This window comes from Peptoniphilus hominis (ex Hitch et al. 2025) (assembly GCF_040096015.1).
Taxonomy (GTDB): Bacteria; Bacillota; Clostridia; order Tissierellales; family Peptoniphilaceae; genus Peptoniphilus_A; species Peptoniphilus_A hominis.
In genome coordinates this window covers 14754-33026 of record NZ_JBBMFO010000006.1, presented here as the reverse complement: position 1 = coordinate 33026, position 18273 = coordinate 14754, and the positions used below count along the sequence as shown (strand labels likewise).

Annotated in this window: 9 protein-coding genes; all 9 read right to left on the bottom strand. The window is 29.1% G+C overall.

Annotated elements, in window-relative coordinates; all coding sequences use genetic code 11:
• Positions 1-2: 2 nt before the first annotated feature.
• Positions 3-7973, bottom strand: coding sequence for an SNF2-related protein (locus tag WMO19_RS03390; RefSeq protein ID WP_353963050.1), 7971 nt, complete (start codon positions 7971-7973; stop codon positions 3-5).
• Between the two features lie 1139 nt (positions 7974-9112).
• Positions 9113-9421 carry a TnpV protein gene (locus tag WMO19_RS09895; protein WP_353963049.1) on the bottom strand — a complete coding sequence of 103 codons (309 nt, stop codon included), beginning with the start codon at positions 9419-9421 and terminating at the stop codon, positions 9113-9115.
• A 1179-nt stretch (positions 9422-10600) separates the two neighbouring features.
• Positions 10601-10846: a type III toxin-antitoxin system ToxN/AbiQ family toxin gene (locus tag WMO19_RS09925; RefSeq protein ID WP_435891044.1), complete on the bottom strand. Its 246-nt coding sequence runs from the start codon at positions 10844-10846 to the stop codon at positions 10601-10603.
• Positions 10847-11267: 421 nt separating this feature from the next.
• Positions 11268-12974, bottom strand: coding sequence for a DNA topoisomerase 3 (locus WMO19_RS03380; RefSeq protein WP_349170200.1), 1707 nt, complete (start codon positions 12972-12974; stop codon positions 11268-11270).
• 69 nt (positions 12975-13043) lie between these two features.
• Positions 13044-13883, bottom strand: a complete 840-nt coding sequence (locus WMO19_RS03375) for a nucleotidyl transferase AbiEii/AbiGii toxin family protein (RefSeq protein ID WP_349170199.1) — start codon at positions 13881-13883, stop codon at positions 13044-13046.
• Complete coding sequence (locus WMO19_RS03370) at positions 13876-14469, bottom strand: type IV toxin-antitoxin system AbiEi family antitoxin domain-containing protein (protein ID WP_349170198.1); 594 nt, start codon at positions 14467-14469, stop codon at positions 13876-13878. The genes WMO19_RS03375 and WMO19_RS03370 overlap by 8 nt, the downstream gene beginning before the upstream one ends.
• 312 nt (positions 14470-14781) lie before the next feature.
• Complete coding sequence (locus tag WMO19_RS03365) at positions 14782-15645, bottom strand: CD1107 family mobile element protein (RefSeq protein WP_349170197.1); 864 nt, start codon at positions 15643-15645, stop codon at positions 14782-14784.
• Positions 15646-15659: 14 nt separating this feature from the next.
• On the bottom strand, positions 15660-18014 hold the full coding sequence (locus WMO19_RS03360; RefSeq protein ID WP_349170196.1) for a leucine-rich repeat protein: 2355 nt from the start codon (positions 18012-18014) through the stop codon (positions 15660-15662).
• Positions 18011-18268 carry a hypothetical protein gene (locus WMO19_RS03355; protein ID WP_004837916.1) on the bottom strand — a complete coding sequence of 86 codons (258 nt, stop codon included), beginning with the start codon at positions 18266-18268 and terminating at the stop codon, positions 18011-18013. The genes WMO19_RS03360 and WMO19_RS03355 overlap by 4 nt, the downstream gene beginning before the upstream one ends.
• Positions 18269-18273 lie beyond the last annotated feature (5 nt).

Here is an 18273-nt window from a genome sequence, read left to right as displayed (position 1 = left end):
TTTTATCTGCCACATGGTTCACTATTATTTATTTCTTTTATATTATTATTTACTGCTAAATTTCCCTTATATTCCTTTAATTTATCCATAATAGATGTTTTTTCTTTCCTTTCAAAATCTCCTATTTCCTGCACTTTACTATCTCTAAAGTCAGCATCATTTCTATCTATTATTCCATCTAAATCCATATCTTTAGATAATGGATCATAGAAGTTGCCATCATCATCTATTTCAAGTCCCATTACTTCTCTCAGTTTTTCTTCATTTACTGATACAAGCTCACTAAAATTCCAAAAGCCAATAGATGTCTTTATCTGTACTAGCTCTTTTAAATCACTTGCATCTAAGGGATCATAGGTGTATTGAAAGCTGTCAATTAGGTTCTTATCTACATAGGTGTTCATCTTGTAATTTATTAAATCTAAACTTACTTGTATTTCATGTTTTTCATCTGGTGTAGTTGTATAAGCTATTCCTATATCTGTTAAGTCAGGAAATATAGTATCAAAGTCCTCTAACCTGTTTTCTTCATCATATTCTCTGTTAAGGAAGTCTATCAATTCTTCCTTTACTTCTTCTAGTAATGGATTATCTTGGCTTATATCTTCACTTTTTCCCATATCTAGTAAATTATTTACTTCTGCAAGTCTTAGTGTCTTATCCTTTAAAAGTTCAGCTTGTGGAAATGTCTTTTGTATTTCAATTTTGGCTGTTTGAAATTGCTCTTCTGTATCTTTTAGTTTTGAAATTGTATTTTCTAATCTTTCTGGTAATTTATCTAATACATTATCCATTCTTGTTATATTACCTATTCCATCTGTTCCAAACTCTCCTCTATATTCTCCCTTACCTTTTAATATAAAGTTATATTTATTGAAAAAAGAATCATATTTTATGGATAAATCAAAATTTCTATATTCACCTATTTTTTCTCCATCTTTATCCATTTCCCTATATATTTTAACTCCCTTAATTTTGTTCAACAAAAACTCTCCAGCCATTTTCTTATCTGTATATTTCTTACCATCAATGGTTAGTGAAGTAAATTTATTATCTTCTTTTGTATTTTTATCTATAAACCTATAAGGCTCAACACTTTCAATATCATTCTTTAATTCGTTTATCCTCTCTTTTAATCTTTCTATTTCCTTTGGATAAAATTTAACTACTTTATCTTCCAGCTTGTAAAGATTTGATTTAAAATTGGACTCTAGCATTTTAAGTTTAGATACTTCAACATCAAGATCCATTTTCTCCTTTATTAATGGGTTTCCTGTAGCAAGAGCTTTAATTTCAGCATAATTTAATGTGGCTTCGTCTACATCTTCTGCTACTCTTACTGGTGTCTTTGAAGTCATAATTTGGGAAATATATTTTTGTTTATTCTCTAAGGTTTGGAATAGGTAGGCATCAAAAGTATTTTCTGTTACATATCTAAATATATGGACTTCCTTATTCTCATTTCCCTGCCTCACAATCCTGCCTGCCCTTTGAGAAAGATCAGCAGGTCTCCATGGTATATCAAGATCGTGAATTGCAATTAGTTTGTCTTGGGCATTAGTACCTGCTCCCATTTTCTGTGTTGAACCAAGTAAGACTCTTATTTCTCCCTTTCTTACCTTATCAAAGATAGCGTCTTTTTCCATATTGTTTTTTGCCTTATGAATAAATTCTATTTCATTTTCAGGTACTCCCATATCTATAAGTTTTGTTTTAATATCATCATATATATTAAAATCATTACTTGGTGTAGACATATCGCAAAATATTAATTGAGCAGATTTTTTATCTTTATATTTATCCCAAATGCTAAATACATTTTTTATACAGGTATTCACCTTACTCTTAGGATCATCAGGAAGTAAAGGATTGATTAATCTTTGATCTAACGCCATCTTCTTCCCATCATTTGTTATTAATAGCATATTATCAACACTTGAATCTACCTGCTTATCACGAACCTTATCTGCTCTCTCGGAAAAAGTTTCAAGAATTTCTTTTTGTTCTTCGGTAGGCTTTGTTTTTATAGTTTCATAATGGGCAATTGGTGTAGGAAGATTTAAAACATCAGCTGTTTTAATATCCATAAATCCTTTTACAGTATTCATAAGTTCAGGAAGATTATAAAATTTTGCAAATCTGGTTTTGCTCCTATAACCATTACCCTCAGGATTTAATTCTATTGCCGTTATTGTTTCTCCAAAAGTAGACGCCCAAGAATCGAAATGTTGCAATTTCATCTTTTTTAATTCATCATACTGTAAATATCTCTGCATGGTATAAAGTTCAGCCATACTGTTACTTACTGGTGTACCTGTAGCAAATACTAATCCTTTATTATTAGTTATTTCATCCATATAGCGGCATTTCATAAGCATATCTGATGATTTTTGTGAATCTGTAGAAGTAATTCCTGCTACATTCCTCATTTTAGAAAATAGATAGAGGTTTTTGTATGCGTGGGCTTCATCTACAAATAACTTATCTACTCCCAGTTCCTCAAAGGTTACAACGTCATCTTTCTTATAATCAGCATTTAGTTTTTCTAACTTTGTCTCTAATTTTTTCTTTGTTTTTTCTAATTGCTTTACAGTAAATCTTTGATCCCTTTCTCTTTTATATTCATCTATATAGTCAATGATTTCATCAATTTGACCTTGCAATTCATATTCTTGTCTTTCTTTTGATATAGGAATTTTTTCAAATTGACTGTGCCCTATAATAACAGCATCAAAACTTCCTGTAGCAATACGACTACAAAATCTTTTTCGTCTATCTGGTGTAAAATCTTTTTCTGTAGCACATAATACATTAGCTCCTGGATAAAGTTCATTAAATTCTCTTCCAAATTGCTCTACAATGTGGTTAGGAACAACAAACATTGACTTATTACTCATACCAAGTCTTTTTGACTCCATGGCTATACCTATCATTTCAAAGGTTTTTCCTGCTCCTACTTCATGGGCAAGTAAAGTATTTCCACCAAACAAACCTCTTGCTATGGCATCTTTTTGATGTGCTCTTAATTCTATTTCAGGATTCATTCCTTCAAAAGTAAGATTAGATCCATCATATTCCCTTTGTCTTATGGAATTAAATCTTTCGTTATAATCTTCTACTAATCTATTTCTTCTTTCCACATCATCAAATATCCAGCTTTTAAATTCTTCTTTTATCATCTCTTGCTTGCTTCTTGCAAGCATTGTTTCTTTTTGATTAAGCACAGATTTTTTCTTTCCATCACTGTCTTCTACTTGGTCAAATACCTTAGTATCTCTTAAATTTAAAGTATCTTCTATCAATTTGTAGGCATTTACCCTATTTGTACCATAGGTAAAAGAAGCAAGGTCATTGTCCCTATCAGAGCTTTTTCCTTCAACTCTATATTCTCCTGTAAAGTCAGAATACTTAATATCTATATTCCACCTTGATGAAACTGGTGTTTTCAACAAATCAAACATAAATTTTTTGTAATCTTGTTCCGGTATCCATGTTGCACCCATTCTAACTGTAATCTCACTTGCATCTAGTGCTTTAGGCATTACTTCCACTAGCTTTGCTTTTTGAAAATGTAACTCTTCTAATTCTTTTTTTAAGAGTTTACTATCCTCTAGATTTTCTTCCTTTCCTAACTCTTTTTCGATGTTTTTGATATAAGAGTCTACAACTTCAATTTTATCTCTTATATTTCCTGACAAGTATTCATCAGCACTTACGTAAGGTCTTGAAAAATCTCCTAGCTCATTAGCAGACTTAAATGGATTTATATCATTAGGTTCAAAGGAATCTAAATTTAAAAATATTTCTCCCTTTAATTCTTCTATTAATTTATCTCTTGTTTTTCCTGTCAATTCTTCCATATAATCAAAATTTATTTTACCTTTTTGACTAATAGAGAGTACCAGAGCATCTATTGCCCTATCTGTATGATCTATTATTACAGCTTTTTTTATAGTTCTCTTGTTAAAGATGTCAGATTTTCCTATAAAGTTGCCTTCTTTATCTAATTTTTCCAAAGTTGAAATTAAAGAAAAATTGGCATCTTCTCTAAATAACTTTTTATTGTTTTTTGAATTTAGTCTTCCATGTTTGCTATTGAAATCATCGTAGAATTTATTTAGATTTTCTTGTTCTTTTTTTATCTCTTCATCTGAATAGTCTTCTCTTTGATAGGTTATAACTTTCCTTAGACTTTCATTTAATCTTAAATATTCTTTTACCTTATCTTTATCCTTTTGGTTTAAGGATATTCTTTGCATAATTGAATTTTCTCTAAAATATATTTCATCATCCACTAAAGCAAAAGAATAGTTTTTAACACTATCATCAGCTGGTATTATTTCTTCTCCTAAATCATCATTTATTTGAGCTTCTTCATACCTACCTTGAATATTTTTAATGGCTTTTTTTAGTCCTTCTTCTAAAGAAATATCTTTATTTTCAATACATGCAAGGCTTGTCCCAAATCTTGACGGTATTTCTTCCATAGTCCCTATTACCATCTGAGGATTATCTACAAAGTATTTATTATATATTAGTCCTTTTGTATCTTTGTCTAGCTTTATCCAGTCTTCATCTATCTTTAATAGCCTATCTCTCTTTTTTAAAAAGATTATATCTGAAGTTACTTCTGTTCCAGCTACCCCTTTAAATGTAGTATTTGGTAGTCTTATTGCTCCTAAGAACTCTGCCCTTTCCGATATATATCTTCTAATATCTTCACTTTTTTTATCCATTGTTCCTGAAGATGTTATAAAAGCAATGATGCCTCCATCCCTAACCTTATCTAAAGTTTTAGCAAAAAAATAATCGTGAATTAGAAAGTTATTTCTTTCATACTCACGATCTGCTACTTTAAATTCTCCAAAAGGAATATTTCCTATGGCCACATCAAATAGGTTATTAGAAAAATTGGTTTCTTCAAATCCTTTTATTTGTATATTGGCATTAGGGTAAAGTTCTTTGGCAATTTGTCCACTAATGCTATCTAATTCAACTCCATAAAAGTTTGACTCTTTCATTTCTTCAGGTAGATTTCCTATAAATCTCCCTGTCCCAGCACTTGGTTCTAATATATTTCCTTTTTCAAATCCAAGATTAGAAAGACTTTCATAGATAGCGTCTATAACTACTTTCGGTGTATAAAAAGCTGTTAAGGTTGATTCTCTTGCCCTATTATATTCTTCCCCAGTTAGATTTTCTTTTAAAAAGTTTCTTGCATCAAGCCATTGACCTTCCTTTTCTTCATCAAATATATCAGAAAGTCCTCCCCAGCCGATATATTTTGACAAAATTTCCTGTTCATCTTTTCTTGCACTTCTATTTTCTTTTTCTAAAGCCTTTAAGACATTTATAGCTTCAATGTTGTTTTTTAATCTCTGTGAAGGTGGTAGGTTTTCTTCTTCATTAATAATTTTATAGTTTTCTAAAGAAACTTCAGAAACCCCTTCTATATTTTCTCTATCAGTCTTTTTGTCTTTTTTAACTTCTTCTTCTTCGTTATTATTGTCAATATCTTCAAAGCTGATTTGTTCTACTAGTTCCCCTTTATCAATAGATTGTTTTTCTTTTTCACTAGATTTATATACTTCTAAATCAAGATTTTTGTAATCATTAAAAAGAATTATTTCACTTCCTGTAATAAAACCATTCATTAGTCCTGTGCTATCTTCTAGTTCTATAGTTTTAGGACTTGTATTATCGTTAATGGTGGTTATAGTGTATTCTTTTCCTTTGTATCTAACACTCATACCTTCTTTAAATGGATTTTCTTCTTGCCTTGTTCTATCATTTTCTATTTGCTGATTTAAATATCCATTTAAAAGCACTTCTCTATGTTTGTCATCAAGTAAATAAGGTAAGTTACTTAATATGTCCTTATAACTTTTATATTTTATAGCTTGATTAGAATTTAAAATATACCCATTGTATCGTAAATTTTGTTTAAGAGATTTCCCCTTAACATCTAAGATTAGCTCTACCTTATACCCTTCTTTTCCATCTATAATATTTTCTGGTTTTTTTAATAATCCATCTTCTATTTTCTTTGACAGTAGTAAGTATTCTTCATTTTGAGGATCAAAATAGTATTCCCTTTTTTCTTTGATATCCTTATCTATTAACTTGGAAAGAACTTGTTTCTTATCTCTTATTTCTTCAATTTTGGATTTTTCTTCTTGCGATAAATTTATATTAAAAGTAATTTTATTTTCTTCATTTATATGTGCTAAATTTTGATATGCTCCACTGATTTCAAGATTTTTATTAAAAACATATATATCATTATAATAATCTGGAAATTGCTGATTAAAGCTTTGAACATCTATATCATAGCCTTCCTCAAATTTTGTAACTTTATCATCAGTAATTTCAAATAAACCTTCCCTTTCGAATTCTAATACATCATTTAAATTTGTAAGGTTTACTTCTTTCATTTTGGCAGTAATTTCATCAAACAAATTGTCTATTTTTCTGCTATCTTCAAAAGATTTCCCTTTATATAAAGTATAGATCTTTCCTTGTGAGTTTTCCTTTCTTGGATAAACTCTAATTCCTGTTTCTTCTAGTTCTATATCCTTTGTTTTCTCTTTATCTACTAAAGCATAATAATATCCTACTTTTACTGCTAATTTATCTTCTACAATCTCTTTTGTTAATTTTTCTTCTACTTCATTTCTTAATACTTCTAAAGCTTTTAAATCGCTTTCTTTAAAGGAATGTGAGAATAGTTTTAAGTCCTTATCAAAATAGGCATCATATGAATAATATGTTATTGGATTATGGTTATTATCATATCCACTGGAAATATCTTTTATTTTTAAATATTTATTATCCTCTGTTCTAACTATATCTCCCACTTTTATAGAGAGTATCTCCTTATCATCTTCTATATTGTTTTCAAGTGAATTATTTAAATACTGTCTATATCTATTTTGGGTTCTAAGACTTAATTCTTTAACCTTATCTATTGCCTTCATATCATCCGGAAGATTTCCCTGCTTATCGGCAACTTCTCTCATGATTTTCGCATATTCTCTTTGGAATACAGAGTTAAAACTTGCTAAGGTATTATTTCCTAAGTTTTCTCTTGCCTTTATAATTTCATTTTCTAAAACTTTATCCTTAACTAATACATCAAAAATTCTATCTTCAATTTGGTCTATGGAAATTATTTTTTCATCTATCTTATTTTCTTCTATAGTTTGATTAAGTTCTATCTGACTTTTTCCTATTTGTTCATAAAGAAATTCAAAATCTCTTTGGTTGATCTCATTTCCATCACCTATGTCTATCTTATAGTGATCAACAATTTTTCCATCTACTATATGGTCAAAATAGAATTTGGAATACCCCTCCCACTTATCAGTCATCTGCCCATATTCATCTTCTCCTAAGGTCTTATTATGAAGTCTTATCTTTTCATCTATTTCTCTTATTTCATCTAATAGTTCTTTGGTCAGCCTTTGTCCTGTATAATCTTTTTCTATTAGACTCGAACCCTCATTAAACTCAATTATCCAATAATCATCTTTTATATGGCTATCTAAATCAAAACCTATATTCTCTTTATTTTTATTAGGATAAAATTCCTTAAATTCTTCAAAACCATTTACTATATCATCATCTATAACTTCTTTGTTAGAATTAACTATAATATTTGGAATATCATCATATTGACTTTGACTTTCTAAAAGGTAATATTCTCTTCCTTCTATTTCTTCCTTTTCTTTAATATAAAAAGTGTCATGTATTCCCTCAAGAATAATTCCATCGTCTAACTGGTCTAATGGTATATCTAATTGTTTTTCAAAGGCTATGGAATATATATCTTCTTTTAAAAAGTTTGGTATAAATTCATCATAAATGATAAGTTTTCCATCATCACCTATACTTGCTACAGACTGTCCTTGATAATAATATATAGAACTATTATTTGTTCTTTCTATATATACATCATTATCAGTTGGAGGCAAATCATCTTGATAATTTATATACTCCTGGCTTTCTTTTTCTGTTTTATTTATTTGCTGATCTGTTTTTTTCTCCCTATTTTCTTCAAAACTTTCTTCATCTATATATCTATTCTTTTTAATAAGGTCATTAATTCTTCTTGCAACATTAGACCAAGATAGTAGTATTTCTTTTGCATTACCTTTATTATATTTTATTCCCTTCGCATCGTGCCACTCACCACTTTCTCTTGCAGCAGATAGTGCATGAGAACTTCCACCTACGCCATATTCATTTTTCAAGAAATCTGCTTGTTCTTTTAAATCATGCTTTTCAGTAAAAAATTCATATATTCTTTTCTTTCCATCAGAAAACCCGCTTCCTCTTTTTAGGCTTTCATCTATTTCATCTTGTGTTATAAAACTCTGAATAGGTGCAATATCCTTTAAATTTGACCTATATAATTTTCTTTCTATTTCTAAATCATTGATATCATTATAGATTCTAGATAATTTATAATGATGAAATCTTAAAATATCAGGATTAATCTTATATTCTTCTAAAAATACCTCGTATTCTTTTCTGAGTTTATTTATAAAATTTTTATCTTCAAGTTTTTTCCCGAGATTTTCTTTTTCATCTTGGAAGCCTATTCCTTTTATATCATTAAGACTCGATAGATATCTATCCTTAGTTTCATCAGTAAGATCTCTCTTTAAATACAATAATGTTTCTGCTATTTTTTCTCTTTCATATGTCGCGCTTTCTACAATCTCAACATTGCTAGCAAATTCTCCTCTATCTAATAAATTATTAATATTATTAGCTAAATCTTTCCAAGAAACTATATGCCCTTCTCTATATCTTGCCTCATCTCCATCTTTAAAAATTGCTCCTTCCTTTCCAAACCATGCAGATATCTTTCTTCCTTCAATTTCAAGACCATTGGCTCCCCTATATATTTCTTTCAAAAAGTTTGCCTGTTCTTCTAAAGATTTACCCTTAGAAAATTCTGCTATTACTGCTAATCTTCCATCTTCATGATTTCCTCCATGAATTAAAAATGTATCTATTTCTCTTTGACTTATTGGATTTGAGAAGGATATTTGCTCTCCCTGATTTTTAGCAGAAAAAAAGGAAGTAGACTCTACTTCCTCATTTTTTAGATTAAGATTATCTCCCTTTCCCCTATTTCTTGCAGGGTCATATCCATGTTCTTCTTCAATCTCAGATATTTCAGATAGTCCTCTTCTTTCAGTTCTTCTGTCAGCCCCCAAGTTTCCATCATTTTGACTTCTTCCCTCGTGATAAAGTCCTCTATCTCTTTTTCCTTTGATAGAAGATGATCCATTAATATCCCTTGCAAATACATTATCTGATAATCCTCTTCTTTGTTCTCCTTGAGAAAGTTCAATCTCATCCTTCCCCATCTGTTGAGTTTCTTTAAATCTATTTCCTTGGGAATTGCCATATTGGGTATTAGGACTTCCATGCCTTCCTCCAATTCTTCCATCTTGTATGTCCCTCCCTGTCTCTCGAAGGAATTCTCCTTGACGATTGGTGTGTAAATCCCCTCCTCCATGAGGTATTCCTTGCCTGCCAATGTTAATTTCTCTTTCATCTTCCAAGCCTCCTTTAAAATTTATTTCACCGTTTATATCAGAACTTAATTTATTATAACGCTCCTTAAGCTCTTTTGTCTGCTCCAAATCTTTTCTTTCTTGAATTTTCTCTAAAATTTCTAATCTTTTTATTTCACTTCCCAAATCAAGTAAGATATTTTTACTTATATTAGCACTTATACTTAATACTTTGTCTATGTCCGAACTTGATATTTTAGAAAGTAAAGATAAGTTTTCTTCTTTTAGCTGATATGAGACCTCCATTCTCTCGCTTATGGAAATTTTTACGGATTCTTTTAACAAATTAAAAAGGTCTACCTTTTGAATGCTTTTTAAACTTTCATCAGATAGACTTTCCAAAATTTTATTGAATTTTCCTCTAACATTACTTTCTACTAAGGCAGCAATTTTATCTTCTTGGCTTAATAGAAGCTTACTATCTTTTTCTTTAAACTTATCTATCATTTCATCTAGTAAGTTTAAATGCTTTTTGCTATCATATTTCCATAACTTTACCTCAGAAATATTATGATTAATACTTACTGTTTGCCTTATGTCGAATATATATTTTATCCTTCCACTATCTATATCTAAAAGTGGTATTCCTTTTTCGCCTCTTTTAACGCTTCTACCTATACTTTTCCAATAATCAAATTCTGCACAGGCTGTTGCTTTTGGATCCATATTGTATATAGATATTTGATGTATATATGGATACTTATAGTTATTGCCTGATACCTTTAAATATTCCTCATATTTTTTTATATCTTTCTTAAATTCTTCTTTTGCAAGATAGATTGTTCTGCTTAAATCTACTATATCATATCTTGGCATTTTATCCCTCCTCATTATAGTGATAAAAATGAACTAAATTTTTATATATTTATTTATTAAACTTTATTTCTTTCTATTTTTTAAATTTCTGTAAGCAAAAGATAACTTTAGCATGTCATTTACTCTATCTTTTTATTGCAATAAAAAAACGATTAGAATTTTTTACTTTTCAAATCGCTTTAACTGCCTTTATCCTATTGCTTCCAATCCAACATTGCTTTTTCTAACTTTGAAAAATTACAATTTGCTCTTCTTATAATTCCTGTTTTCTTTTGCTTTTGGTATATTTTTTCTACCTTTATCAAGACCTTTGTTTTTACCTTTAAACAAAAAGCATATTCTTTTTGAAATAAGTCTTTATATCTGATATCCTCAAGCTCATTAAATTCAATTCTTTCATAACAATCAGCCGGTACAGGAATCATTTTCTTAATATCCAATATAGATATTATGTGCATTTTTCTTTATCAGAATAATATTTGTAGATATCTCCATCTATATTAATACTATTATTGATCACTTCATAAATCAAAAAATGCTCATCAGAAACATTCTTCCATTTTTTGCGTTTTCCTTTGCAGAAGAAATTGGAATAAAAAAATAGAAAGGTTTTAACCTCTCTGTTTGCTTTAATATTTTACCTTTGGGATGTAGGTAGTGATACACCTTCTTTAATGCTCCACCTTTAACGGTAGCGGGACACCATCTTTATCTGATAAGAGTATAACGTATATTTATAGTAATGTCAAATAAGCAAATTTCCTAATACCTACTCTTTTATCACTTATATTATACCCTATTTCTTTCATAAATCATTCCTTTCTTCATTCCTATAATTATATTCAAGTTTTTATAATCAATTTACTTATAGTATTTACCTATGGTATTTTTTATTTCTTCTTCAATTTCTTTTAAAAAATTCTCTTTATATTCCTTACCCTTTGCTATATCACTTAATCTCATTTCCCATTTTGCTGTTGTCTTTGGAGATTTAAACTCATCTATAACTATAGTCACTAGGTTTAATCCCTTTCTAGTTGATATTAGATTTTTCTTTTCTCTTTTTATATAACCTTTGTATATCAAATTTTCTATTATTCCCGCTCTTGTAGCAGGAGTACCAAGTCCTTTTCTCTCAACTTCAACATCCTTAACTAATTCATCATTCCCAGCTATTTCCATTGCTTTTAAGAGTGTGTCTTCAGTGAAGTGTTTAGGTGGATTTGTATACTTCTCTTTTATATCTTTATTTTCAATATATAAAAAATCTCCTATTTTTACATCAGGAAGTTGTATATCTTCTTTCTTCTTTGATTTATATTCTTCTAAATATTTTGTAAATCCTTCTTCAGCAATTATTTTATAAGTGTTTATAAATTCAAACCCGTCAAATTCAGCCACTATCTTTGTTGTATTTTCTACAAGTGGGTATCCAAAACTTGCATAGAGTTTATTTGTTATAAGTCTATATACTTTGGCTTCACTTTCCGGAAGATCTGAAATATCCTTATTTAACGAACTTATCGTTGGAATTATTGCATGATGATCTGTAACTTTTTCAGTATTAAAAACTACCTTAATTCTTTCTGTATCAAAATCATTTTTCCCTATAATATTATTTACAGTGCTTTCTATCATGTCTACTGTCAAATATCTTGAATCTGTTCGTGGATAGGTAATATACTTCTTTTCATACAGACTTTGGGCATAATCTAGTGTTTGTTTTGCACTGTATCCAAAATACTTATTACATTCTCTTTGAAGTGTTGTTAAATCAAGTGGTAGATTAGGCTTTGTGATATTTTCTTTTTTAATTACATCGGTTATTTCAATTCTTTCTTCAATTAAGTTTTTTAGCTGCTCTGCCACTATCTTATCATCAATTCTATCTGTCGACAGTGTTAATCCATTCATGGAAATCTCCACTGTATAATATTTTTCTTTTTTAAAACTATTTATCTCATCATCTCTATTCACAATCATTGATAAAGTTGGTGTTTGTACTCTTCCTACACTATAATTTTCATTATATAGACAGGAGTAAAGTCTACTTATGTTCATTCCAACAAGCCAATCAGCTATGGCACGAGCCTTAGCTGAATCAAAAAGATTATCATAGTTACTTCCATCTTTTAAGTTGCTAAATCCTTCTTTTATGGAAGAATCTTCCATTGAGGAAATCCAAAGACGTTTCATTTTCTTTTTACAATTTGCCATCATATATACAAGTCTAAAGATAGATTCTCCTTCTCTACCAGCATCACAAGCATTAATAATGGTGTCAACTTCAATACTATTCATTAGCCTTTTAAGAATATTAAACTGTTTTTTAGTTGTCTTCGTTACCTCATACTTGTATTCTTTTGGGATAATAGGTAAATCTTCAATTCTCCACTTCTTATATCTTTCATCATACACATCAGGATTTGCCATTTGTACTAAATGTCCAACACACCATGAAACAATATATCCATTTCCCTCATAATATCCATTATTTCTATTTTTTGCTCCTATAACTTTTGCTATTGATGCTGCAACACTTGGTTTTTCTGCGATTACTAATTTCATTTTTCCTCCTTTAGTTTTTTAATAAAAAAATGAGAGATTAAATTTTCAATCCCTCATTTTTTTATAGCTCTACTGATTTTTTATTTTATCTATAATATTTATTCCATTATCTATTACATCTTCAAACTTTATATCTCTAGCATAAAGATTTTTCTTCGAATAAGAATTCCATCTATCTAAAAAAGCTTGATCTGTTTTTAACATTCTCATTAAACTGATGATTTTATCTATATCAAACTCCGCTTTTCTATAATCAAAAGTTCTAATACATGCTTCTTTTAATATCTTGGTATCAACTTCTTTATCTTTTAATTTATAAATTATATAAAGATCGTAGTAATCCTTACTTCTGCTATTTAAAAACCCCCTAGAGTATATTGTTTGAATTTTTTCTGCCACAATTGTTTCAATAGGATAGGCTTTAATTAAAATATCTTCTTGCCCAAAAGCACTTATATATTTGTAATCTATGGGATGTGGTGTGATAACATCACCTGTTGCAATATCAAGAGGTACAATTTGTCTTATATTCTCCATCCTACAAAGTATACTTACACGAAACCCTCCATACTGGTCATCTTCCTTGATTTTACTTATTCCATGTACTTTATAGGATATATCATCTGAATAACTTGCTTCTAGTGATTCTTGTATTGTTTTTAATACATTTTCTTCTGATAAATGCATATTTCTTAAAAGAAAATCTATATCTACTGTACTTCTTGAATCTATGCCTACTACATTTGATAAAAGAAAACCTCCTTTAAAAATAAATTTTTCATGATACTTACTCTGTGCTAATTTTTTTAATATGCTCTCCAAAAAATAATATAACATTACTGAATTAAATGGGAGTCCTGATTCTTTACTTATATTATGACAAATGGCGGTTAACTTTGCTTTATTCATATACCACCTCCATAACTTCCTTTACTTTATCTTCTATTCCCATTTTTCTTGCTATTTCATATAGAGAATGTATATCCTTATCCTTATATTTAGAATAGGAACGAATGAGTTTTACATAAACTTCAGTATCCATTTTTTCTTTGTTATAAATAAAATCACAAAGTATTCTTTCATAGGAGTAAACATTCACAATGTTTCCAAACATTGTTTTTTTCTGTATAATTCCTAGATTATAAATAGATTTTTTTACATAATTGATATTAAGTGTATCTTGCTTCTCATTAAATTTATATCCATTGTATACTGTAACATCTTTTCTCCATGGAATTTTATCCGTTACCCCAAGTAGGAACAAAGCTGTCTCATAGGAAAATATCGCCTTTCTATACTGATATTGAAAAAAATAGTAATCATCGTAATCACTTTCTTCAATAATATATATTCCTTTTTGAACTCTAAACAATTTTCCCTCTTTTGCTAGTCTACTTAAATATACTGTAGGTATGTTATTTTCTCTGCAATAAGCAGATGTTATAATTCCACCTGATTTTTTTAGATGTATTTCAATTTGCTTTCTATAATTCATTATATTCATCCCCTTGTTGCGTTTACACTTATATTATATACTTTTATAAGTGTGTTTGCAACAAACATTTGAATTTCTAGCCCAATTTATTTCAAAATTATCAAGAAATTTAATATCAGCGAATTCTTAATTATATAATCCATCATTTCTACTTAGCTTTCCTTATATATTAAGTTTGGGCTGTCGTTTTGTTCATCGTTTTTTATTAAAGTTCCAGAATTGTAGTTGTACTTTTCTATCGTATGTTTATAAATTTATACGATAATTGAGTTTATTGTTTTCCTTAATCTACTGCTTAAATCATTGAGAAGATTAAAATTCATCTTCATCTGGAATAATTTCTGTATCTTCCTTATCTTCAAGATCATAATCCTCCCCTTCAGATTCATAATCATCTTCTAATTCATTATAATCTTGCTCATCTTCAAAACTTGCTTCTTCATTTTTTTTATAGATTTTGAAGTAATATCCTGCACCCATTACACCAACAATAATTAAACCCATAAATAAATAAAGTCCTATCCCTGATTTCTTTTCTTCTTTCTCCTCTTTCTTCGGTTTTTCCTCCACCGGTTCTTCTTTTTTTACTACTTCTTCTTTTGGCTTTGCTTCACTTTCTCCTTCAATCATATTTAGTAGATCTTGTTCTCCAACTTCTGTTAGTAATTGTACATTTTCTTGATTTTCCGAATGATCTACAATGAGGTGCATAGTTTTTCCACTTTTAGTTTGAAATGTTAAAAATTGTCTTACATCTACTGGATTTTCTTTATCTTTTTCTGTATCTCCACTTGGTGTAATATCTTTTCCATTCCTATCTACATTCTCAATTACTGAACCTCTTGCCTTATTTTCTTGTGTCGCAAGATTATTTACTGCCTTAGTATTACCACCTTTTACAAGTGGTGTTTTCTTAGGAGTATTATTTGAAGGCTTGTTTGCTTCACTTATATTTCCTGGTATTCTTGGAACATCTTGATAAGGAATCTCTTCTTTTGATGGTGTAAAAACATCATCTTTCAACATTTTTTCAAATTCTTCTTTTTGTGGTTCATAGATTGATTCGTTTTGACTTTCTATTTGATCTTCATTTGTCATCGCAAATGTAGTTGCTGGTACTGTAAATGTAAAAAGGAGTAACGCTATGGCTACTCCTCGTTTAATACTCTTATTCATTTTTCTATCCTTTCTTATTTTACATTTTTAAATACATAGACTGCTTTTCTAGTATTGTCCCATTCTATTGTTTGATTTTTGCCATCTTTAATATCTCCATGACTTGCTCCAAAAGCTTTAGCAATATTTGAAATTGAAGCATGAATTCTTCCATTTATAATAACTGGCTTAACATCTGAATTGTAGACCTTTCCATCTGAATCTTTCATGACACCAGTATCAATATTTAGTCTTAATGTCTTTTTTGCTAAGATATTATTCTCTTTATTTGAGAAAATAGCTTCACGAGTAGAGTTGTCATACTCAACATTAAAACCTAGAGTATAAGCAATATATCTTACTGGAATCATAGTTCTTCCTTGATCTACATAAGTCTTTACATCCATATATACTGTTGTCTTACCATCTTTGTTGATAATGTTATAAAAGTTTTTGTCTACTTGGAAAACTGCAAATTCTTTTTCATCTTTAACTTGTTTTTTGCCTTGTTGTTCCTCTTGCTTTTTCATCTTGTTAAGATCAAATTGATTTAGGATATTCTTGTCATCAGCTTTCAAAGTTTCGTCCCACTTCTTATCTTGAGATTTCTTATCTTCTTTCTTCTCTTTATTTTCTTTTTGGAGTTTTAGAAGTTCATCTAATTTCTTAGATAAGTCTTGGTTTAGATTTTTGTCTTTTTCATCTTTAGCTTGTTTCTCAAGTTCTTCTTTCGATTTTTTATTTGCTTCCTCGATTAACTTCTTTGCTTCTTCAATTTTCTTATCTAAATCTTCTTTTAGCTTTTTAATTTCTTCTTCAGAAGCTTTTTGTTTTTCTTCTAGTTCTTTAATCTTCTCTTCTAATTCTTTTTTTGTATTTTCAGAAGTTTCTTTTAAACTATCAATAGACTTTTGAAGCTGTTCAATTTTCTTACAGCATTCTGACTTAGAATTTTCTGTCTCTTTCCTTTTAGACTCTAAGTTTTTTATCTTAGTATCTTTTTCATCAAGAGCTTTTTCCAAACCCTTAATTTTATTATCTTTATCCTCAATTTCTTTAGTCTTCTTTGCAAGTTCTCCTTCTAAAGACTCGAGCTTTTCTTGCATTTCTTTGATTTTATTTTCGTTTTTATCGGTCTTTTCTTTCTCAGCCTCTAACTCCCATTTTGTAGATGAATAATCTTCTTTTAGTTTTGCATTTTCATCTTGTAATCTTTTTAATTCATCTTTAAGCTGAGTAATTTCTGCTATTAGTTCATCATTATTAGAATTTTTAAGTTCCTCAATTTCTTTATTCAATTGAGCAATCTTATTATCTTTATTTCTAATCTCTTCTTCTAGCTTAGCTTTTTCTTGTTTTAGTTTCTCTCCATTATCTTTGCAAGATTCTAACTTTTCCTTTAACTCATCTATCTTTGATTGGTCTTCTTGTTTTTTATCATTTAAATCTTTGATCTGATTTTCTAAATCCTTAATGTTTTTAGTTAAATCATCAATCTTATTGTCCTTTTCATCAATATCTTGTCCTGTTAAATCTGTTTGAGTATCAATGGAATATTTATTTGGATTGTATATAGTCATCTTTCCTTGATACATATCATTGTTATAATCAAATTCAACTTCTACACTATCTACATTCTTATCAAAGACAAACTCTCCATTTTCATACCTCAATCCATTAGGAATAAATTTGAATCCTTGATTTCCGTTGAAACCAAAATGATTTTCGTAAAATGGATTTTGTTTTGGTCTATACTCAACTTCTTGATTATGGAATACTCCCTTACTGTTAATATTTGGATTGCCTAAAACTTTTATAGTGTGCAATTTATTTCTTGAAAAAGCATACTGTTCAATTGTCTTCACAGACTTAGGTATAGTTAATTCTTGAAGGTTATTTCTTTCAAAAGCATTATGTTCAATATTTACCAAAGTATCAGGTAAAGTTACTTCTCTAAGTCCACAATTGAAAAATGCTAAACCACCAAGATAAGTTAGACTATTTGACAGTTTTACTTCATCTATACTTGCTTCGTAAAAGGCAGCATAACCTAAATGCTTAACAGAATCAGGAATAATTACTTTATCCCAATGTTTGCCACGTCCAAATTCTCTTTTATATCTAAGTTCATCATTTGAATGACTTAAAGAATAATTTCCATTTATAGATTTCGTTCCTTCAGGAAATACTAGAATATTTGTCTTTTCTTTCTTTTCTAAGCCCTTATCACTAAAGGCAATTATATTTCCCTCAGAGGAATACATAAAATCATCTTCCGTCCACTCTACCTTATAATCTGTACTTGCATATACAGGACTTACAGCCACTATATTCACTAGACTTACAAGTAGCATTATCACAGCTAAAATTCCACTTGTTATTTTTTTCATAAATTTTCCTCACTTTCATTTGTATCTTTTCTTTTAAGTTCTTGTCTTTCTCTATTTTCTTCTTCCTTATTTTTTCTAACAATAAATAAAAATTCATCAAGAGATATTTTTTGACTTCGAAATTCCTTGATGACCTCTAAATTTTCTATTTCTTCTTGTTCCTCTACTAATAACTGAAGTTCTATTTCAATTTCTTCTTTTTTCTTTCTTAAATTCTTCTGTTTTTCTATGTTTCTGATTAATTTTTTATTCATAGATT

What these genes read in the sequence shown, in the direction of transcription:
- WMO19_RS09895 (WP_353963049.1), bottom strand. Translation starts at nt 9,421, where the DNA reads ATGGCAATTCCCAAGGAAATAGATTTAAAGAAACTCAACAGATGGGGA.
- WMO19_RS03360 (WP_349170196.1), bottom strand. Translation starts at nt 18,014, where the DNA reads ATGAAAAAAATAACAAGTGGAATTTTAGCTGTGATAATGCTACTTGTA.
- WMO19_RS03370 (WP_349170198.1), bottom strand. Translation starts at nt 14,469, where the DNA reads ATGAATTATAGAAAGCAAATTGAAATACATCTAAAAAAATCAGGTGGA.
- WMO19_RS03365 (WP_349170197.1), bottom strand. Translation starts at nt 15,645, where the DNA reads ATGAATAAGAGTATTAAACGAGGAGTAGCCATAGCGTTACTCCTTTTT.
- WMO19_RS03380 (WP_349170200.1), bottom strand. Translation starts at nt 12,974, where the DNA reads ATGAAATTAGTAATCGCAGAAAAACCAAGTGTTGCAGCATCAATAGCA.
- WMO19_RS03375 (WP_349170199.1), bottom strand. Translation starts at nt 13,883, where the DNA reads ATGAATAAAGCAAAGTTAACCGCCATTTGTCATAATATAAGTAAAGAA.
- WMO19_RS03355 (WP_004837916.1), bottom strand. Translation starts at nt 18,268, where the DNA reads ATGAATAAAAAATTAATCAGAAACATAGAAAAACAGAAGAATTTAAGA.